Here is a 21,070-nt window from a genome sequence, read left to right as displayed (position 1 = left end):
GACATGCTCCGCCGCGCCCCGGCCGACCGGGCCGAGCCCGCCGGCGCGCGGTCTGCCGCCGTTTCGGCCAGGGCACGGAACCTGCCGCGAAACCTGCATATTTTGCACGCTTGACCCGAATACGGCTACCGCAACCGAAGAGCATCGCGCTTTCAGTTGCGTATTTTGCAACAAATATGGCAGTTTTCTCATTTGTGGAAAGGCAGGCGAAAGATTATTTCGCCTCTCGAGCCGGGCGGAAGGTCCTCTCTCTCCTCTCTCCCCCCTTCCCCCGGCCTCCTCGAACAGGAGATATGCCATGCGCACGACAGCATCGCACTTCCTGGCTTTCCTCGCGGCTGCCTCCATCAGCAGCCTCATGCTCGGCGCGGCAATCGCCTGAGCTTCGCGAGGAAAGAACAGCGAGAGAGACGCGGCCGCCAAAGCCTCCCCCCCAAAGCGGCCGCGTCTCCATCGCCACTCCTGCGAACAGAGCCTATTCGACCCCGCCGAGCGCTTCAGCCTTTTCCCGCAGTTCGGTCTTGAGCAGCTTGCCGATATGGCTGCGCGGCATTTCCCCGATCAGATGCAGCGCCGCCAGCCGCTGGGTCTTCCCCAGCCTGGCATTGACGGCGGCCAGCACGTCGGCGACCGGGCGTGCCCCGTCCCCCAGCCGCACGAACCCGACCGGGCTTTCGCCCCAGCGCCGGCTCGGCACGCCGACCACGGCGGCTTCCGCCACGTCGGGCTCGCGCTCCAACTCGGCTTCCAGGTCGGCGGGATAGATGTTGAAGCCGCCGGAAATGATCATGTCCTTGGCCCGGCCGACCAGTTCGACGAAGCCGTCGGCATCGACCCGCCCGATATCGCCCATACGCTGCCAGACCGCGCCGGTGGCCGGATCGGTCCAGTATCCTTCCCGCGTCTTGTCGGGCCGGTTCTTGTAGCCGCTCATCATCGTCGGGCTGCGTCCGACGAGATTGCCGGCCGTGCCCGGCGGAACCTCGCGATCGTCGTCGTCGAGCACCTTCAGCTCGCTTCCGGGCGCAGGACGGCCCACGGTATGCAGCTTGTCGGGAAATTCGTGGCAGGGGAGCAGACACACGACCCCGCCTTCGGTCATCGAGTAGATCTCTACCAGAGCGCCCGGCATCCGGCGCAGAACCTCGCGCTTGAGCGGTACCGGAAACGGCGCCGACGTGCAGTATTTCAGCGCGAGCGAGGACAAGTCGTAATCGTCGAAGCGCGGCTCGTCCATCAGCCGCTGATACTGAACGGGAACCAGCATCGTCACGGTCGTACGATCGGCCTGAGCATATTCCAGCCAGCCGGTTGCAGTGAACTTGCCCATGACCCGCACCGTCCCGCCGGCGAGCAAGGGCGCAAGGAACGCCGCCATCGTGGTGTTCGAATAGAGCGGTGTCGAGGCCAGCGCGCGCGGCTCGACGCCGTTGGCGAGATACGATGCGGCGATCGAGGCGAACTGCCGCCAGCGCATCCGGTGCGAATGGACGATGCCCTTGGGAACGCCGGTCGTGCCGCTCGAATAGATGATGTTGAACGGGTCCTCGGGGTCGGGATCGAACGGCCTTGCGCGCTCGCCCGCAGGCGCCATCCATTCGTCGATCTCGCCGAGGACGATCCGCCGCATATCGGGCAGGAAATCCTCGCCCAACTGGTCCAGCCGCTCGCCGTCGACAAACAGGTGCCGCGCCCCGCTGTCGCGCGCCATCCCTTCGAGCTGCTCGCGGCTGGCGCTGGTCGTCAGCGGCGCGGCCACGCCCCCGGCCCGCACCGCCGCCAGGAAGACGAGCGCGTAGGCAATGGTGGACGGGCCCAGGATCGCCACGGCCTGCCCGCGCTCCAGCCCGTCCTCCTGCAGCTTCGCGGCGATCCGTTCGACCCGGTCGGCCAGTTCGCCCCAGGTCAGTTCGCCCTGTTCGTCGCGCAGGGCGATCGCCTCGGGCTGCTGCTCCGACCAGGCCGTCAGAATGGCGGAAAAGGAATCGAATTCGGCCCCGATCCGGGCCGGTACGTCGCGCTGATTCATGGCGCCGATCCTAGCGCGGCGGAGCCCGCCGGCAAGCGCTCACTGCGTCTCCTCGTCGCTCCGCGCTCGGGCGGCGAACCAGCGCGCAACCGCGCCGAGGTTCCGGCCCGCCTGCGGCAAGCCGTGGAAAACCCGGCGCGGGATGCGCGTTTCGCTTGGGATCGGGGGCGTGCGGGCCTATATAATCGGCATGGACGAGACACCCGAGAACACCCCGCCCGAAGCGGCGAAAACCAACGGCTACGGCGCGGATTCGATCAAGGTCCTCAAAGGGCTCGACGCCGTCCGCAAACGGCCCGGCATGTACATCGGCGATACCGACGACGGCTCCGGCCTGCATCACATGGTGTTCGAGGTGTCCGACAACGCGATCGACGAGGCGCTGGCCGGCCATTGCGATCTCGTGCTGATCGAACTCAATGCCGACGGATCGGTTTCGGTCGAGGACAACGGCCGCGGCATCCCGGTCGACCTGCACAAGGGCGAGGGCGTGTCGGCGGCCGAGGTCATCATGACCCAGCTTCACGCCGGCGGGAAGTTCGAAAACACCAGCGACGACAACGCTTACAAGGTTTCCGGCGGCCTTCACGGAGTCGGTGTCTCGGTGGTCAACGCGCTGTCCGAATGGCTCGAGCTGACCGTCTGGCGCGACGGCAAGGAGCACTGGATGCGGTTCGAGCACGGCGATGCCGTCGCGCCGCTCGAGATCGTGGGCGATGCCCCGCCGGTGAGCGCCAACGGCGACGAGAACGGGTTGAAGAAGGGCACCCGGGTGACTTTCCTGCCCTCGACGGACACGTTCAAGAACGTCACCGAATTCGATTTCGACAAACTCGAGCACCGCTATCGCGAACTCGCCTTCCTCAACTCCGGCGTGCGCATTCTCCTGCGCGATCGGCGGCACGAGGAGGTGCAGGAGCACGACCTGTTCTACGAAGGCGGTATCGGCGCGTTCGTGAAGTATCTCGACCGCAACAAGCAGGCGCTGGTGGCGGAACCGATCTCGGTTTCGGCGGAGAAGGACGGGATCGGGATCGACGTCGCGCTGGAGTGGAACGATTCGTACTACGAAAACGTGCTCTGCTTCACCAACAACATCCCCCAGCGCGACGGCGGCACGCACCTCGCCGCCTTCCGCGCCGCGCTGACCCGGACGCTGAACAACTATGCCGGCGCCTCGGGCCTGCTGAAGAAGGAAAAGGTCTCGCTCACCGGCGAGGACATGCGCGAAGGCCTGACCGCGATCGTTTCGGTCAAGCTGCCCGATCCCAAGTTCGGGTCGCAGACCAAGGACAAGCTGGTCAGTTCCGAAGTGCGCCAGCCGCTCGAATCGCTGATGGGCGAGAAGATGACCGAGTGGCTGGAGGAGAACCCGGCCGATGCGAAGGCGATCATCCAGAAGATCGTCGACGCCGCCGCCGCGCGCGAGGCGGCGCGCAAGGCGCGCGAGATGAGCCGCAAGGGCGCGATGAGCGTTGCCAGCCTGCCCGGCAAGCTGGCCGACTGCCAGGAACGCGATCCGGCGAAGAGCGAACTGTTCCTGGTCGAGGGCGATTCCGCCGGCGGCTCGGCCAAGCAGGGCCGCGACCGCAAGACGCAGGCGATCCTGCCGCTCAAGGGCAAGATCCTCAACGTCGAACGCGCGCGGTTCGACCGGATCATCGGCAGCAAGGAGGTCGGCACGCTGATCCAGGCGATGGGCACCGGCATCCGCGACGATTTCGACCTCGAAAAGCTGCGCTATCACAAGATCGTGATCATGACCGACGCCGACGTCGACGGTGCGCATATCCGCACCCTGCTGCTCACGTTCTTCCACCGCCAGATGCCCGAGATCATCAAGGCCGGGCACCTCTTCATCGCCCAGCCGCCGCTTTACAAGGTGAGCAAGGGGCGCAGCGAAGTCTATCTGAAGGACCAGGGGGCGCTCGACCGCTATCTGGTCGATGCCGGGCTGCAGAACCGCGTACTGGAAACGGCGGGCGGCACGCGCGCCGAGCGGGACCTGCGCGCGCTCGTCGAACACGGCCTGCGCATCCGCAACCTGATCGCGTTCGTGCCGCGCAAATACGATGCCGTGATCGTCGAGCAACTGGCGCTCTCCGGCGCGCTCGATCCGGCGATCGATGCTGCGGGGCGCGCCCGCGCGCTCGACAATGCGGCGCAGCGGCTGGGCCGGGCCGATCCGGAAGCGAAATGGAGCGCCGAACTGCACGCCGACGGCGGCATCCGCTTGGAACGGATATGGCGCGGTGTGACCGACGTCCACGACATCGAGGCCGCGTTTGTCGCCAGTGCCGAAGCGCGCAAGCTGCACCGGCTCGCGAGCGAGAACGCCGAAGTCTATGCCAGCCCCGCGCGCCTGGCGCGGATCGGTGCCGAAAGCGAACCGGCCGACGAGAATGCGGAGGGCGAGGAAGTGGAAATCGCCGCCACGGCGGACGATGCGATCACCCGCCCGACCGAGCTGCTCGACAGAGTGCTGGCCGCCGGGCGCAAGGGCCTGTCGGTCCAGCGTTACAAGGGCCTGGGCGAAATGAACGCGGAGCAATTGTGGGAAACCACGCTCGATCCCGAAAACCGCGCCCTGCTGCAGGTCAAGGTCGAGGACGCCGACGTCACCGACGAGATCTTCACCCGTCTGATGGGCGATATCGTGGAACCGCGCCGCGAGTTCATTCAGGACAACGCGCTCAACGTCGCCAATCTCGATATCTGATCGGCCTGCAGGACGCCCCAACATCATTGCAGAATCAGGCCGCTCGGTTGGCAAAACGACTGGCTCTTGGAGGTAACCCGAGCGCCGAATCCAACGGTTTGCATCCGAGCCCCTGCAAGGAGGCTTGCCGAAAGGTACAGCCCGAGCTATTTACAGTCAGGAATGACTGTAAATGGAGGGGTTATGGAGCGGCGGAGTTTTATCGGACTGGTCGGGGGCGTTGCCGGAGGGGCATTCGTCGCAGCGCGCGGTGGCGCTGCGACCCGCCCGAAGAGCGCTTCGAACACCGATTTCCTATGGGGAACGGCCGGTTCCGCTTACCAGTCGGAAGGCGGCAACATAGCCAGCGACCTGTGGGTTATGGAGCATGTGCAGCCCGCGATCTTCGCCGATCCGTCGGGTGATGCCTGCGACACCTATCATCGGTTCGACGAGGATATAGCGCTCTCGGCCTCGCTCGGCTTCAACACACATCGTTTCGGTATCGAATGGTCGCGGATCGAGCCGGAGCGGGGGCAGATATCGCACGCAGGCCTCGCCTATTATCGCCGCGTTCTCGAATCCTGCCACCGGCATGGGTTGAAGGCGGTCGTCACCCTCAGCCACTTCACGGTGCCGCGCTGGGTCGCCGCAAGCGGCGGGTTCACCGATCCCGCCAACGTCGATGCCTTTGCCGCGCATTGCGACCGTGTCGTCGGCGCGATGGGCGACCTCATCCATATGGCCGCCACCTTTAACGAGCCCAATCTCGCCACCGTCGTCCGCTGGAGCGGGGTTGCGGAGAAGTATCGCCCCTTCATCCAGGCGGCGCAAAAGGCGGCCGGCACAGCTCAGAACGCGCCTGCGTGGTCGAGCCCGATGCTCGCCGGCGAATTGCAGTACGACGGTATCGTCGCTGCGCACGAGCAGGCCGTCGTTGCGATGCGCAAGGCCGGCGCGCGCTTTCCGATCGGGCTGACGCTGGCGATCCCGGCCGATAGGGCGGCCGGCGGCGACGACAGCGGCCTCAAGCGCAAGCAGTCCGAAATGCTCGACCGGTGGCTTGCCGCATCGGGCGATTTCGTCGGCGTCCAGGTCTATACCGGCGGCGAGGTCGGTCCGAAGGCCGACGTGCCGCCGCCGCCAGGCACCGAGCTGACACAAATGGGCTACGCTTTCACCCCCGGCGCGGTCGAGGGTGCCATCCGGCTGGCGGCCAGCCGCACCGACCGGCCGCTGTACGTCACCGAAAACGGCGTCGCGACCGAGGACGACAGCCGCCGCATCGCCTATATCGAAGGCGCGGTTGCCGGAGTCGAACGGTGCCTGGCCGACGGCATCGACTTGCGCGGCTATATCCACTGGTCCCTTCTCGACAACTGGGAATGGGTCGCCGGCTATCGCCCCAAGTTCGGCCTCGTGGCGGTCGAACCGAAGACATTTCGCCGCCTGCCGAAGCCGTCGGCGCGCTTCCTGGGCGACATCGCCCGACGCGGCGGCCTCGGCCGATAGAACGACCGGCGGCGGCTGTCGGGCGCCGCCGGCCCGCTCAATCCTTTGCCGCTGCCGCGGCTTCGACCAGCGCGCTCACGCCAGGTCCGATCTTCACGATCAGGTCGGCGGCGGGTTGTGGGCGGATGAAGGAATCGAACGGACGCCAGGATGCCGCCTCTTCTGCGGCGACTTGCGCCAGCAGCCGCTTCGCCTCCTCGGTTTCGGCGGCGCTCAGCGGAGTCCCTCCCTCGAGCGCGGCGAGCGCGGCCAGGCCGCTCCGGGCCAAACCGGCGATCAGCGCGGACGTCGGCAAGGCCGCTTCGAGCATCGGCTTGCCGGCCGCGACCGCGCGGTAGCGCGCGTCGTTGTCGCGCCAGGCGGTCAGCCGTCCCTTCAATGTCTCGGCAAGCCCCCGCTCGCCCGCGACATAGCGCGCGGCTTCATCGGCAAAGCGGCGTGCGAGCAGGCTATCCACCGGCGCCGCATCGGCGAGCGCGTTGAGCGGCTGGACGATGCGTCGGCCGGCGAGCATCGCCTTGATGCGATGGTCGTGGGCCATGTTGCGCACGGGGCCGGTGATCGCGAGCAGGTCGACCACCGGACCTACGTCGCCCGGTGCGAGGCGCGTGGCAATCCGCAGCCGATTGGCCTGGTCGTCGAGGCCGCTGACCGTCAACTGCTCGGCGACGATGGCGAGGCGCCGATACATGTCGCTCTCGTCGCGAACTTTCGCCGGCGACCAGAAGCGCTCGGCAAGCACGGCCGCGCGGGGCCAGAGATGGTGGTCGATCAGTTCATCGGCGGCGATCTCGCCCCACAGCGGCGCCTCCGCCCCGATCAGCAGTTCCTCCTGCTCGGGAGTCAGCGGGGGATGGGGATGGTCGACGAGAGCATCGGTAACGACGGTCGCGAGCAATGGGCTGAGTCCGCGCAACTGCTCGGCATGCTCCGGGGTCAGCCCGGCGCCCGATGTCGCAGCGGGATCGATGGCGTAGTGATAGTCCGCAGGCATCAGCAGATTGAGATAGTAGCCGGCCGACATGACGGTGCGGTGCCCCCTGGCCGTGGCGTCCGCCATCGCGTTCGAGGTCTGCCAGGCCTGGACGATCGTGTCCCCGGGAAGCCCGGCCTTTGCGACTTCCTCCCACCCGATCATGGTCTTGCCGAGCTTGCGAACGATCTTCGACACCCGGTGCAGGAAGTATCCTTCGACCGCCTTCATATCGGCCAGGTTCTCCCTCGCCATCAATGCCTTCACGTCGGCCGCGTCGTTCCAGACGGTCTCGCTCACCTCGTCGCCGCCAACATGGAAATGCGGGTCGGGAAAGAGCCCCGCCATTTCCCCGAACAGGCGTTCGAGAAATTCGTAAGTCCCCTCCGACGCCGGGTTCAGCGCCACGGCGGGCACGCCAAGAAACGTCGTCTCCGAGATTGTGCCGATCTCGGGGTAGGCTTCCACGATCGCGCGGCTATGGCCCGGCACGTCGAACTCCGGGACGATGCGAATGCCGCGATCGGCCGCATAGGCGACGATCTCGCGTATCTCCTCCTGCCGGTAATAATCGCCGTCCGCATTGAGCTTCGGATAGAGCCGGCTTTCGACGCGGAACCCCTGATCGTCGGAAAGGTGGAGGTGGAGCGTGTTGAATTTCAGGCGCTCCATCGCGTCGATCTGCCGCTTGAGCGTAGCGACCGAAATGAAATGCCGCGCGGGATCGAGCATCACGCCGCGCCAGGCGAAGCGCGGTGCGTCGCGGATGGTCTGATAGGGGATGGCGATGCCGGCGGGCGACAGGCCCACGAGCTGGCGCAGGGTGGCAAAGGCGCGCAGCACTCCGGTCGGGCCGCCGGCGTCGATGGCGAAGCCCTGCGCGTTCACCGTCAGGCGATAGCTCTCTCCGGCATCGACCGCGTTTTCGTCCGTGCGGCATGTCACGCTGGCCGCCACCGGCTTGTCGGCGTCGAGAATCAGCCCGGTCTGCCTCAGAATATCGGCGTTCAGCCGAACGGCCGCCCGTTCGAGCCGCACCGGATCGCCGCACCCGCGCCAATCGGCCTCGAGCGGTCCGGCAACCGCCAGTTCCCCCTCGCCGTTCATCGTCACCGATTTGGGCAACGGCATCAGCGCCGGTGCGGCCTGCGCCGAGGCCGCGAGCAGCATGGCTGCCGCCGATCCCAGACTTCTCCCGATCATGGCTGCTCCCCTCCCCATCGCCGTCTAATCGCCGCGTTCGGCGTTCGCCTCGGTCACATCGAGCCGCGCCTGCCACGGATCGCGCTTGGCAACCGCGGTTCCGTCCGCCTGAAAATCGAGCAGCGGGTCGGACTCCGGCGTCACCGCCGGCCAGTCGGGCAGACCCGGGCCATTGGGAGTGCCGGTCCTGGCAAAGTTGACCCAGTAGCTGTGCATTGTCGCCGCGACGGCCGCGTCGGTCGCGGTCACCGCATCGCCGAGCAGCGCGGGCAGCGTGTCGAAGGCATAGACGACCTCGCTCGAATGTTCGGCGCCCTTGATCGCCTTGCCGCGCAGCGATTCCGCGACATAGGAGAACCGGAACAGGAAGGCCGGTTCACCGTTCGCGGCGACAGTGCGCGCGACCAGCCGCGCCGGTTCGATCATCGTGCGGTCGCGGCCGATCATGCCGTTGACTGCGTCGAGCGTCGCCGTGCCGTCGGGATCGTAGGCCAGCCGCGCCGCATCCTCGAGCGGACCGAAAGCCGCAAACGCCGCATCCTTGCTCGGTGCGCGGTTGAGGCCGAGATCGGCTTCGGCGGCACCGACAATGATCGGCAGCGGCGGTGCCGCCTTCAGCGCGGCCGCGGGCTCCGCGGTCACGATCCGGCCATCGACCATCGGACCCGAGAAGCGCTCCCGCTCGCCGAGGAACAGCAGGCCGAGCGCGGTCAGGTTGCCGGCAATTTTCTCAGCCGGAAGCGCGCGCAGTTTCCCGAGCGCCGCCGGACCACGCCCCTCGATTCCGACGCTGCTGGCGAAGGCCAGCCCGATTTTCTCGGCCGAAGGGTGCGCCGCAGTATCCTTGGCGAGATACTGCGCGCCGAGGAGTTGCGTCCGTCCGCCGCCCGACTGGGCAATGACCCGGTCGAACAGACCCTCGGCCAGCGGCGACGCCATCAGTGCCAGCACCGATTCCCCGCCCGCCGACGCGCCCATGATGGTGACATTGTCGGGGTCGCCGCCGAAGGCGGCGATGTTGCGCTGCACCCATTCGAGCGCCGCGATCTGGTCGAGATAGCCGTAGTTGCCCTTGGGTTCGTCGGAGTGCTCGGCGGACAGCGCCGGATGGGCGAAGAAGCCGAAGCGGCCGAGGCGATAATTCGGCGCGACGAAGATCACCCCGTCGCGGGCGAAGTTCGCTCCCGATGCTTCGGCAGGCACGTTCGATCCGGAGACGAAGGCGCCGCCGTGGATCCAGACCAGAACCGGCAACTTGTCCTCCGTTGCGCCTGCCGGCCGCCAGACGTTGAGATAGAGGCAGTCCTCCGACGGCGCGAACGCGGGGTCGGCGGCCGGCCGCATGCAATCGTGGCCGGGCCGGGTCGCGTCGCGCACGCCCTGCCACGGCGTCACCGGCTGCGGCGGGCGCCAGCGCAAGTCGCCCACCGGCGGCGCGGCAAAGGGGATCCCCTTGAATACCTCGACGCCCGCTTCGACCGTGCCCCGCACTGCCCCGGCGTGGGTTTCGACCTGGGGCGGTGCGGCCTGAGCCGGCGCGGCGAACAGCAGCAAGGCGGCGAACAGCAATCCGTGGCGCATGGCTCAGCGTGCCCGATCTTGGGTGGCGGCGGTCAGCACGGCGCTGCCCGTCAGCATCGGCTCTCCCGCCGACTTGCCGACGAAAAAGCGATATTCGCCGCGCGGACGCACCCACTGTCCCGCTTCGTCGTCGTAGGAGAGCAGCAACCAGGGGTGAGCGTCGATCGTTACCTGGCGGCTTTCGCCGGGTTTCAGCGTCACTTTCGCCCAGCCGGCCAGGCGGTGCGTGCGCCCCGGCGGCGCGACGTAGAGCTGCGCAACTTCGGTTCCCTCGCGCGCGCCGGTGTTGGTGATCCGCGCCTGCACGCTGAGGCCTTCGCCACCGCGAAACGCCAGCCCGTCATAGTCGAAACTGGTGTAGGTCAGACCGAACCCGAACGGAAAGAGCGGTTCCGCATCCGTGCGGTCGAACCAGCGATAGCCGATGTCGCTGCCTTCCACATAGTCGATCGGAAAGGGATCGTATTCAACGCCGATACCGAGCGGTCGCTGCTTGGCGGGGTCGTAGCCCACGACCGCCTTGTGCGGCAGTTGCTCTGCCGAAGCGGGGAAAGTGATCGGCAGGCGTCCCTGCGGCGAACTCGCCCCGGTCAGGATCGCCGCCATCGCCTGGCCGCCGCGTTGGCCGGAGAACCATGCCTCCAGCACCGCCCCGACCTTGTCCAGCCACGGCATCGCCACGGGATTGCCTGTCTGCAGCACCACGACCGTCCTGGGATTGGCCGTCGCCACGGCGTCGATCATCGCATCTTGTCCATAGGGGAGCGAGAAATCGGCGTGGTCGATGCCTTCCATCTCCGGCTTCACGGCATAGACGACGACCAGGTCGGCCTTGGCGGCGACCGCGGCGGCGCGCACTGCGTCGCTGCCGTCGTCGAACACGATGTCCGCATCCGGCAGCGCGGCCCGCAGCGCCTCGAGCGGAGACGACAGGCCATAGCTCGGCGCGAGCAGGGCCGAAAGCGGGTTGGCGCCCGGCGCGTCGCGATAGACGCCGCCCCAGGGGATGACCTGCGACGACCCGCCGCCGATGGGCACCCCCTTGTCCGCGTGGCGGCCGATCACCGCGATCGACTTCGTTTCAGCCGCGAGCGGCAGGATGCCGTCGTTCTTGAGGAGGACCATGCCCGCTTCCGCGAGGGCTTGTGCGCGGGCGCTATGGGCTTCCTTGTCGATCGCGCCGCCCGGGCTCGCACGATGCTCGAGGGCGCCGACCGCCATCATCGACCGCACGATGCGGAACGCCATGTCGCGCACGCGCGCGCGATCGATTTCGCCGGCCCGCACCGCCTCGGCCAGACCGCCGAAGTAATCCTTGTCTTGCGGCGACTGCTGATCGAGTCCGGCTTCGACCGACGGCACGAGGCTGTGAACCGCCCCCCAGTCGGACATTACCCAGCCGCGAAAGCCCCAGTCGCCCTTGAGCACGTCGTTGAGGAGAAACTCGTTCTCGCACGCGTAAGTGCCGTTGACCTTGTTGTAGGCGCACATGATGGCGGCGGGCTTGCCGCGCTCGATCCCGATTTCGAAGGCAAGCAAGTCGGATTCGCGCAGCGCAGCTTCATCGATACGAGCGTTGTAGACGAAGCGTCCACTCTCCTGCGGATTGAGCGCGTAGTGCTTGATCGTGGAGGCGACGTTGTGATCCTGGATGCCGGCGATCTGCTCGGACACCATCAGGCCGGCGAGCAGCGGGTCTTCGCCGAGGTATTCGAAATTGCGCCCGTTGCGCAGTTCACGCGCGAGATTGACGCCGCCCGCGAGCATCACGTTGACGCCCTTGGCGAACGCTTCCGCGCCGATGATCCGTCCCGCTTCGCGTGCCATTTCCGGGTCGAAGGTCGCGGCGAGCGACAGAGTGGCGGGGAGAGACGTCGATTGCTGGCCCGGTCGCAGATAGCCGATATCGGCCAGCCCGAGGCTGGCGTCGGCAAGATGCAGCGCGGGAAAGTCGACCCGCTCGATCGCCGGGACGAAGCCTGCAGTGCCGATCGCCCCCTCGGGCTTGGGTACGCGCATCGCTTCGGGAATGAAATCGGGAAGCGGAATGCCCAGCTCGAGCAGACTGCCCCCGGATACCGAAGCGGTCAGAGCGATCTGCTCCTCGAGCGTCATCGAATCGACCAAAGCGGCGGCGCGCTCATCCACGGTATTCTCCTGGTTTCGATGTGTAGCTTCCGCCCGTTCGGCCGTGGCCGGCATTGCCCATGCCATTGCGGCCGCCAGCACGACGGTGGATATCGCGCGTCCCATTTCCCTCTCCTGTTTAGATGTCTTTTCCGCTGCGGACCGACAGGACGCCGGTTTCGAGCCCGGCCTCGATCAGGCGGCGAAGCAGCTTTACGGAATCCCTCACGCTTCCAGGTGCGGGCGCCAGCACCTGCGCAATCGACAGGCCGCGGACCGCCCAGACGATCAGACGCATGACCGCCATCGCGCCTCTGGTATCGCCCGGGGCGGCCAGATGCGTAAAGGCGAGCGCCTGTTCCTCGATCCGGGTCTGCACGGGCGCCAGCTTCTCGCAGAGCTGCGGATCGCTGCGCGACCCCTGCAGGATCTCGAGCACGGCGACGCCCGAAGGCCGGCTGAGCACGTCCCATGCCATCTCGGGATATGCGAGCAGCCTTTGCTCCGGATCGGTCATCCCGCTCAGGTATTCGGCGTAGCGTTCCAGTTCTTCCTCGAACACCGCCTCCACCACGAACGTCATCAGGTCGGCCTTGGTCCGGAACTGGTGGAGCATCGCCCCCCGGCTAACCCCTGCCTTTTCGGCGACGAGCATCGTCGAGGTCGCCGCGTAACCGTGTTCGTGGAGGGTCTCGATCGCCGCTGAAAGCAAGGCCTCGCGCGTTCCCGCGCTTCGTTCCGCCTGCGTCTGCCGACGCGGTTTCTCAGCCATCCCTTGACCTCCACATTTACAAGCAGGATTGACCGTTACATATGGCCGGCATAGATGCATGGCAAGCCAAAAGGCGGCGCAGGGGAGACTAGGGATGGTCGACCGGCGCATGTTCTTCGCCACAGGCCTGGCGAGTATGGCGTTGCCGGCCGCCGTGCGGGCAGCGACCGTGAGCCCCGCCATCGGCGTGCAGCTCTACATGGCGCGCGAACTGCTGGCGGCGGATTTCGAGGGCGCCATGGCTGCCATCGCCGCCACGGGCGTGCGACACGTCGAATTCGCCGGATTCTACGAACGCGACGGGCGCATCATTCGCGGCATTCTCGAACGGAACGGCCTCAATGCCGTGGGCGCCCACGCCGTGCGCGCCGATATGGCGGATGGGGAGGTCGAACGCCTGATCGGTCAATGCGCCGAAATAGGCATGGACTACGTCGTTGCCCCGATACCGCTCGTCCCCGCCTTCCGGTCGCTGGTCGGCAAGTCCGACAATGCATTTCGCGACGCGATCGCCGCTTTGACGCGCGACGACTTCCTGCGAACCGCCGAGCGGTTCAATGTGATCGGCGGCAAGGTGAAAGAGGCGGGAATGCGGTTCGCCTATCACACGCACGGGCTCGACTTCGTTCGCTTCGGCGGCCGCTACGCATTCGACGATATGATCGAACGCTGCGACCCGGAACTCGTCGTTTTCGAACTCGATATCGGCAACACCGTCGCAGCGGGCGTCGATCCCCTGCCCTACCTGAAAAGGCTCGGGTCGCGCGCGCCGCTCGCGCATCTCAAGGATTGGAAACCGGGCTTCGAACCTGCCGTCGACCGGATCCCGCAAACCGCCCCGATCGGCACGGGCGCCGTCGATTTCGGCGCGGCGATGAAAGCGATGGCGGCGGCCGGCGTTCGCTATGCCTTCGTCGAGGAGGAGGAGACACCCGCCAACCGCGTGATCGAAGCGATCGGGAAGGCCTATCGCTTCCTATCGGCCCTCTAGTTCGCTGGTGCGCGCCGCCGCCAGAGCGCGTTCGGCGATCGGCCGCATCGCCGCATAGCCGGCAGGCGTGGGGTGGACGCCGTCCTCGGCATGCTCTTGCGAAAGACCGCCTTCGCCATTGTCGAGCGCGCTGTAGTAGTCGGCGTAAACAAGGCCCTTGCTCGCCGCGAGCGTCCGCAGGCGCTCGTTCAGCGCAGCGATTGTCTCAACCGGGTCGATACCGGGCCGCCAATCGAAACGCTGTGCGGGCAGCACCGATCCCAGCACGACCTCGATCCCGTGCGCCTGCGCCAGATCGACCATCGTGCGGATATTCGCTTCGATCCGGTCGAGCGAGGTCGGCCCGCCATTGCCCGCAATATCGTTGGTGCCGGCCATGATGTGGACGATGCGCGGTTCGAGCGCGATCGCATCGGCGCGAAAGCGCGCCACCATCTGGGTCGTGGTCTGTCCGCCAATTCCGCGGCCGATGCGGTCGCCGGTGAAAAAGGCCGGCTGCTCGCGCAACCACAATTCGGTGATCGAATCGCCCATGAAGACGACGCGATCGGCTGTCGCCGGCGGTAATGCCCGATTGGCTTCGGCATAGCGGCAAAGCCCCGGATAATCGGCCAGCAACAGGTCCTGCTGCCATTGGCGGTATATCTCCATCCCCGCCTCGGACGCCGGCGGCAAGGGCTCACCGGCCTCGGCCGCCGCCTTCGCCCGGGCCATATAGTCGGCAACGATGGCCGGCATCGGCGGCAAGGTCGCGCAGGGATCGGCAACGACGCCGACCTTGGGTGCAGGTGCAGGTGCAGGTGCAGGTGCAGGCGCCGGCTCCGCCGCCACGGCTGCTGGGGCGGCCGCCAGCAACGGCCAGATAATCCAGGACTTCATATTCAACGCGCCCTCCTGCGCATCTTTCGACACCTATCCGCCGGGACGGCAACTTACAAGCGATCTTGACTGCTTGTAAGTTGCCGCTGTACGGTCTCCCGACAGTAACGGCGCCTGTCAGCGCCTGAGGGGAGGATATCATGGATCGATTCGGCGCGGGACGGACCATTTTGCTCGGCACAGTGGCGGCAACCGCCCTGTGGACGGCGCCCGCCATGGCGCAGAGCGAACAAGACGACGCAGCGGCAAGCGGCAGCGGCGACGAAATCATCGTCACCGCGACTCGCCGCGAAGCGCGGCTGCAGGATGTTCCGATCTCCGTAACGGCCGTGTCGGGTGACGCTCTCTCCGAATCGGGGCTGAAGGAAGTCAGCGACATTCAGTACCTGGCGCCGAATATCACTTTCTCGGCAACCAACCCGGTATCGAACGGCGGCGGCTATCAGATCCGCGGCGTCGGCACGCAGACCTACGACAGTGGGGTCGAGCAGACCGTGGGCCTTGTGATCGATGGGGTGGTCATCGGTCTGGCGCGCGATCCCGGCTCGACCGGTTTTGCCGATATCCAGCGGATCGAGGTGCTGCGCGGCCCGCAGGGCACGCTGTTCGGCAAGAATTCCAGCGCAGGCGTGATCCAGGTCATCACGAAGAAGCCGGAAATCGGCGTGTCCTCGATGTCGCTTGATCTCAAATATGGGGAGCGCAACGAACGCGTGGTGCAGACAAGTGCCAATGTGCCGCTCGGCGACACCGTCGCGCTGCGTGTATCCGGCTATGCGAACGGCCAGGACGGCGCGATTCCCTATGTGCTCAACGATTCGCGCGCGGTTGGCGACCGCAAAAACAACGGCATCCGCGCCAGGTTGCTGTGGGAGCCGGCGGACAACCTCTCGTTCCTGCTGACGGGCGAGTACCAGACGGCCTTCGCACGCGATGGCGCGATCATCCAGTCGCTGGGCTCGAGCGCGCTATACAATTCGCAGTTCGCCGCCTTCCCGGTGAAGCCCGGGCCGGACGTCTACCTGAGCTATATGGATGGCGACTGGACTGCCGACACTTCGCTCTATGCCGGATCGCTGGAAGTCAATCTCGGGCTGGGCGATCACACGCTGACCTCGATCACGGCCTATCGCCATCTCGAAACGCTGCAACTTTCGGACATCGACGCGTCCCCCGCCGATGTCTTCAACAACAGCGACGGCGGCGTCGACAGCAACCAGTTCACGCAGGAACTGCGCCTGACCTCGCCCGGGGGCGAGCGCCTCGAATACGTCCTCGGCCTCTATTACTATCGCACCGAGAACGCCGGCTACACGGTCCAGTACGGCAATTACTACGGGCTGTTCGGCATGCCGGTGGTCGTGGGCGGCGGGCGCCGCGATGCCACCAACCGGGTCCGCAGCCTGGCCGCCTTCGGCAACGCCACCTTCGCCCTGACCGACGAGATCAAGCTGATCGGCGGCATGCGCTACACGAACGACCGCAACCACGGCACGCTGGTCGTGACGCCGCTCCCCTTCCCTGCCGTCCCGCTCGGCACGCTGCCCGACTACGATGGTACGGTGAAGGCGGACAATCTGTCGGGCAAAATCGGCGTCCAGATCGAGCCGACCCGCGACCTCATGTTCTATGCGACCTATTCGACCGGCTTCAAGGGACCGGCAATCGACGGCACCAGCGGCGTGATCCGGGAGGTGAAGCCCGAAACCGTGAAGAGCTGGGAAATCGGCACCAAGGCGAACTTCCTCGATGGCAGGGGCACGTTCAACCTCGCGCTCTACTGGTCGAATTTCCGCGACTTCCAGGCTCAGACCTTCGACACCACCGTCACTCCGCCCGCCTTCTATCTCTCCAATGCCGGGATGCTCCGCGCGCGGGGCGTGGAGGTGGAGAGCAGCTTCCGCATCACGCCCACGCTGCGTCTGTCGGCCAGCGGCGCCTACAACGACGCGACCTTCCGCGATTACGACGGCGTCTGCTATCCGGGCCAGCCCATATCCCCCGTCGTCGGCGAGGGATGCTATGTCGTGCCGGGGACGACCACGACGGTCGCCAACTATCGCGGCTATCGCCTGCCCAACGCACCCAAGTGGTCCTACGTCCTGCGCGCCAATTACGAGCAGCCGGTCGGCGACGATCTGCAGATCGACGCCTCCGCCAACTGGGCGTGGCGTTCGAAAACGCAAGCGGTCATCGGCGACCCCAATGCCGAGATCGCCGCCTATGGCCTGCTCAACGGGACGATCGGCATCGGCGCCGAGGACCGTAGCTGGCGGATCGGCATCTATGCCCGCAACCTGCTCGACAAGCGCTTCTACGCGCCTTACGCGGCCGGCGTCATCAATCCGGACGGCTATGCGAAGATCGTGATGCCGGAAGCATTCCGCACCATCGGCGGCACACTCGCCTTTCGATTCTGAACTCGCAACACAACCATCGAAGCCCCTGGGATCGAAGCCCTGGGATCGAAACCCGTTCATGGGCGAGCCGAGCATATCGCCGTTTGCCGGCGTGACCGAGGGAGTCCGCGCGGCCGGGGAAGAGGAGTGACACCCGCAGCGGTCGTGGCGGGCGGCAACGGGGCCTGCCGCGCCGGCCGGACCGTGGTCGCCCTCGCCGGCGCGATCAGGCTGCGGGAAGGCCTGTGGAGAAGCCCTATTGCGCGGCGTTTTCGCCTCTCAGGTAGACGCGGTCGGGCGTCACGTCGTCGAACGGCACGTTCTCGTTCTGCATCCGATAGAGCGCCCCGTCGGCGATCAGAACGATCGGCTGGTGCGTCACGCCCAGCAGACGCAAGCGCTTGCCGTCGGGCAGCCATTCCCACTTGCCGGTCTGCGTCTGGCCGTCCTGAACCATCGTGAACGTGCCGTCCTTGCCGATCGCGAGGCTGTCGCGGGTGCCGTCGGGATTGCTGCGCCAATAGGCATTCCCCTGATCGAGCGCCTTGCGCCCGTCGGCCGCGACGCGCGGCAGCGAGGGATCGCGCGGCCCGTCGGGCTGCTTCGCATCGCGCGGGCCGCTCGCGGCGGCGGGAGTCGCGCCACCGTTGACGCGGGCGGCAAAATCCTCGGCACTTTCCCCTTCAGGCCGCTCGCCGCAGGCGGCAAGGGCGAGGGGGGCGGCAACGACAAAGGCAAATGCAGCGGGCGTGATACGCATGAGAAAGTTCCTGTCGAATCAGCGATGCAATGCGGTTAGAGTCATCGTGTGACAAAATTCCGACAGCCCGGCCGACGACCGCGATCGCTCCGCCTGCTTCCCGTCGCGGCCGGCGGCACGCATGTCATCGGCCGGACATCTATCGCCGGCAGGAGACATCCCGCATGATTTCGCGCGCGCTCTTGCTCCCGCTTCTCGTCGCCACGCTCGGCGCCTGCTCGACACTGCGCGAGGCGCCCCCGGCTGGCGGTCCGGCCCCTGCACCGGTCACGATCAAGATCGTCGGGCTGAACGATTTTCACGGCAACCTGGAGCCGCTCGCCCGGCCGATCCGCCTGACCGGGAGCGATGGCGCAAGCCACGCGGTGCGCGCGGGCGGCGCGGCCTATCTCGCGAGCGCGGTCGCGCGGCACCGGCAAGGGGGCGACCATTCGCTGGTCATCGCTGCGGGCGATCTCGTGGGCGCCAGCCCGCTCGTCTCGTCGCTCTTCCTCGACGAACCGGCGGTGGGGGCGATGAACCGCATGGGGCTGGATTTCAACGCCGTCGGCAATCACGAGTTCGACCGCGGCTGGCGCGAACTCAAGCGATTGCAGGACGGCGGGTGCGCGCGTCACGGATTGCGCGAACCCTGTGCCGTGGAACCGGATTTCGCCGGCGCCGATTTCGGCTTCCTGGCAGCCAACGTGCTGACCGAAAGCGGCGACACGCTGTTCCCGGGCGCCGCGATCCGCCGCTTCGGGCGCGGCGAGAGCGCGGTCGCGGTGGGGGTGATCGGCCTGACGCTGAAGGACACGCCGATGCTCGTGACCCCGAGCGGGGTTTCCGGGCTGACGTTCGGGGACGAGGCGGATGCGATCAATGCGATCGTGCCGCAGCTCAAGGCGGACGGTGCCGACGCGATAGTGGTCGCGATCCATCAGGGCCTGGAGCCGGAACCGGGGACCCCGTTTTCCGGCTGCGGTGCAATCGCAGGGCCCCTGCGCGCCATCCTCGAACGGCTGGACCCGCGCGTGGACCTGGTGATTTCCGGCCATACCCACCGGTCGTATATCTGCGCGTTCGGCGAGGTCGATCCCGCGCGCGACTTCACCGTCACGAGCGCCGGATACGGCGGCACCTTGCTGACCGATATCGCCCTGACGATCGACCCCGCGACGGATTCGGTCCTTTCGGTCGCGGCGCGGAACATCGTGGTGCAGAACGCCGGGGAGAATGCCGATCCCGCTTTCGCCTCCTTCCCCGCGGATCCCGGCATGACCGCCTATGTCGCCCGCTATGCCGAGGCCGCCCGCGAAGCCTCGACCCGGCCCGTCGGGCGGATTTCCGGCCCAGCGCGGGACCCCGGCCCGGCGACCGAGGAAACCGCGCTGGGCAACCTGATCGCCGATGCGCACCTGTTCGCCACGCGCGACGCCGGCGCGCAGATCGCGCTGATGAACAATTCGGGCATTCGTGCGCCGATCGTGCCGGATGGCGATGGCACGGTGACCTTCGGCGACATCTTCGCCGTGCAGCCGTTCGGCAACACGCTGGTGACCCGAACCTATACCGGCGCGCAGGTGCTCGCCCTGCTCGAACAGCAGCTGGACGACGACGGCTTCGTCCAGACCTTCTCCGTCTCCGAAGGGTTCGCCTTCGCTTACGACATGAGCAGGCCGGCGGGCGGCAGGATCGTTTCGGCCAGTCTTCACGGCCGGCCCGTCGATCGCGCGGCCACCTATCGCATCACGACGAACAGCTTCCTTGCCGCGGGCGGCGACGGCTTCACCGTGTTCGAACAGGGCGCCGAGAGCGTCACCGGCCCGCTCGATCTCGATGCCATCGAAGCCTATCTGGGCGCGGCGGACATGCGCCCGCTCCCCGCGACCGGGCGCGTGCGCGACCTCACGCAGCGATAACCGGCGTCGTCAGGCGATCCGCAGGCCGGCGACGGGGGCCGCGCCGCGCGCTTCGCCCGAAAGACCGTCGAACAGCGTGTCGATGATCGTCGCCAGCTTGTCTTCCGCCAGCTTGTCCTCGTCCAGGATCATCAGCATCTGCGGCAGGATATAGCAGGCGACCATCTGGTTGATGAGCGAAAGCGCGCGATTGATTCCGAGACCGGCGAAATAGCCTTCCTCCTGCGCCTGGGCGATCAGTTCCGACAGATAGTGGTCGGCCAGATCGATATAGCCGCGCACGTTTTCGAACTTGTCGGTGCCGATCTCGCAATAGACGGCGAAGGCCGCCGGGTCCTTGCGAAAACGCTCGCGCGCGCGGCGAAACCGGCGCGCGAAGAATTCGTAGAACTTGCGGCGGATCGGCAAGTCGGATTCGATCACTTCTTCCATGATCGCGATGTCGGGGGCGTACCACTGTTCGAGGATGGCATCGAACAGCTCGTCGTCGGTCGCGAAGATCGCGTCGATCCGTGCGCGCGGCATGCGCGCCTCTTTCGCCAATGCCGCGCGCGTGGGGGTCTCGCCAGTGCGCGCGATCGCCTGCATCGCCAGGCGGAGGAGCTGGGCGCGCTCGTTGTCCCCGTTGCTGGGCGCCGTCATGTTCATCGGTCCATTCGCTAGATTTCGCGCAATCTAGCGACGGCCGGCGCCGGGTTAAAGACCCGGGCGATGCGAAATGCGCGGGCGGCGGCCTATTCGCCCGCCGAACCGGCAGCGCCGTCGTCGTCCGTCGCGGGCGCGCTGCGCCGCCAGGTCGTCTCCTCGCTGCGTTCGCCTGCCGTCGGGGCATCGGCCGCGGGCAGGCGGTAGAGAACGTTCTCGGCGACCGCATAGGCCTGGGTCTCGCCGTCGCGCTCGATCAGGATCCGGCTGTTATCCTCCCCCCAGGTGAACGAACCGCGCGTTTCGGTGCCGTCGGGGGCGCGCCAGATATAGGTGTCGTCCTCGCCCAGCGTGATCGTGCTGACCTGGTCGTCGCGGGTGTGCAGCTCGTAGGTTCCGGCATATTCGACCGAGGCGCGCGCATTCACCGGCACTTCGGGATATTCCACCTCGACTTCGGGCAGGGTCACGTCGGTCGGGGTTTCGAGTTCGGGCGTTTCGACCACGCGCTCGTCGACATCGGTGGTGTCGCCGCAGGCCGCCACTGCCAGGGCAAGCGGAGCGGCGAGGGCGAAGCGGGTTGAAATGATCATCGAGCGT

Annotated in this window: 14 protein-coding genes; 5 read left to right on the top strand and 9 right to left on the bottom strand. The window is 66.8% G+C overall.

Going from position 1 to position 21,070, the window contains the following annotated elements:
• Positions 1–475: 475 nt before the first annotated feature.
• The gene (locus tag V5F89_RS04605) at positions 476–2,029 is read right to left on the bottom strand and encodes a class I adenylate-forming enzyme family protein (RefSeq protein WP_338447074.1); all 1,554 of its coding nucleotides are present in this window, start codon (positions 2,027–2,029) and stop codon (positions 476–478) included.
• Between the two features lie 190 nt (positions 2,030–2,219).
• On the opposite strand from V5F89_RS04605, the gene gyrB reads away from it, so the two are divergent.
• Together gyrB and V5F89_RS04595 are read left to right on the top strand one after the other, a co-directional pair.
• Positions 2,220–4,748, top strand: coding sequence for a DNA topoisomerase (ATP-hydrolyzing) subunit B (gene gyrB / locus V5F89_RS04600; protein ID WP_338447073.1), 2,529 nt, complete (start codon positions 2,220–2,222; stop codon positions 4,746–4,748).
• Positions 4,749–4,931: 183 nt separating this feature from the next.
• A complete protein-coding gene (locus V5F89_RS04595) occupies positions 4,932–6,239 on the top strand; it encodes a glycoside hydrolase family 1 protein (protein WP_338447072.1) in 1,308 nt (435 codons plus the stop codon).
• Positions 6,240–6,276: 37 nt separating this feature from the next.
• Here the strand turns inward: V5F89_RS04595 and V5F89_RS04590 are convergent, their stop codons facing one another.
• The 4 genes from V5F89_RS04590 to V5F89_RS04575 are packed head-to-tail and all read right to left on the bottom strand — an operon-like array spanning position 6,277 to position 12,895.
• On the bottom strand, positions 6,277–8,415 hold the full coding sequence (locus V5F89_RS04590; RefSeq protein WP_338447071.1) for a beta-N-acetylhexosaminidase: 2,139 nt from the start codon (positions 8,413–8,415) through the stop codon (positions 6,277–6,279).
• A 24-nt stretch (positions 8,416–8,439) separates the two neighbouring features.
• Complete coding sequence (locus V5F89_RS04585) at positions 8,440–9,996, bottom strand: carboxylesterase/lipase family protein (protein WP_338447070.1); 1,557 nt, start codon at positions 9,994–9,996, stop codon at positions 8,440–8,442.
• Positions 9,997–9,999: 3 nt separating this feature from the next.
• Positions 10,000–12,249, bottom strand: coding sequence for a beta-glucosidase (locus V5F89_RS04580; protein ID WP_338447069.1), 2,250 nt, complete (start codon positions 12,247–12,249; stop codon positions 10,000–10,002).
• 13 nt (positions 12,250–12,262) lie between these two features.
• The gene (locus tag V5F89_RS04575) at positions 12,263–12,895 is read right to left on the bottom strand and encodes a TetR/AcrR family transcriptional regulator (RefSeq protein WP_338447068.1); all 633 of its coding nucleotides are present in this window, start codon (positions 12,893–12,895) and stop codon (positions 12,263–12,265) included.
• Positions 12,896–12,989: 94 nt separating this feature from the next.
• On the opposite strand from V5F89_RS04575, the gene V5F89_RS04570 reads away from it, so the two are divergent.
• A complete protein-coding gene (locus tag V5F89_RS04570) occupies positions 12,990–13,886 on the top strand; it encodes a sugar phosphate isomerase/epimerase (protein WP_338447067.1) in 897 nt (298 codons plus the stop codon).
• Here V5F89_RS04570 and V5F89_RS04565 read toward each other — a convergent pair.
• Complete coding sequence (locus V5F89_RS04565) at positions 13,872–14,765, bottom strand: GDSL-type esterase/lipase family protein (protein WP_338447066.1); 894 nt, start codon at positions 14,763–14,765, stop codon at positions 13,872–13,874. The two genes, V5F89_RS04570 and V5F89_RS04565, sit on opposite strands and share 15 nt — an antisense overlap.
• A gap of 140 nt (positions 14,766–14,905) precedes the next feature.
• Between V5F89_RS04565 and V5F89_RS04560 the strand changes: the two genes are divergently transcribed.
• A complete protein-coding gene (locus tag V5F89_RS04560) occupies positions 14,906–17,185 on the top strand; it encodes a TonB-dependent receptor (protein ID WP_338447065.1) in 2,280 nt (759 codons plus the stop codon).
• 235 nt (positions 17,186–17,420) lie between these two features.
• Here V5F89_RS04560 and V5F89_RS04555 read toward each other — a convergent pair whose 3' ends face one another.
• Positions 17,421–17,924, bottom strand: a complete 504-nt coding sequence (locus V5F89_RS04555) for a hypothetical protein (RefSeq protein WP_338447064.1) — start codon at positions 17,922–17,924, stop codon at positions 17,421–17,423.
• Positions 17,925–18,088: 164 nt separating this feature from the next.
• Here V5F89_RS04555 and V5F89_RS04550 point away from each other — a divergent pair, with 164 nt between their 5' ends.
• Positions 18,089–19,825 (top strand): bifunctional metallophosphatase/5'-nucleotidase, encoded by a 1,737-nt coding sequence (locus V5F89_RS04550; protein ID WP_338447063.1) that lies wholly within the window; start codon positions 18,089–18,091, stop codon positions 19,823–19,825.
• Between the two features lie 9 nt (positions 19,826–19,834).
• Here the strand turns inward: V5F89_RS04550 and V5F89_RS04545 are convergent, their stop codons facing one another.
• Positions 19,835–20,467, bottom strand: a complete 633-nt coding sequence (locus V5F89_RS04545) for a hypothetical protein (RefSeq protein WP_338447062.1) — start codon at positions 20,465–20,467, stop codon at positions 19,835–19,837.
• A gap of 92 nt (positions 20,468–20,559) precedes the next feature.
• Entirely contained in the window at positions 20,560–21,063 is a 504-nt protein-coding gene (locus tag V5F89_RS04540) for a hypothetical protein (RefSeq protein ID WP_338447061.1), read from the bottom strand.
• Positions 21,064–21,070 lie beyond the last annotated feature (7 nt).

Source organism: Pelagerythrobacter marensis (assembly GCF_036700095.1).
Classification (GTDB): Bacteria; Pseudomonadota; Alphaproteobacteria; order Sphingomonadales; family Sphingomonadaceae; genus Pelagerythrobacter; species Pelagerythrobacter marensis_A.
Note: the sequence above shows the minus strand (reverse complement) of the source record. Positions and strands in the feature narration are given on the sequence as shown.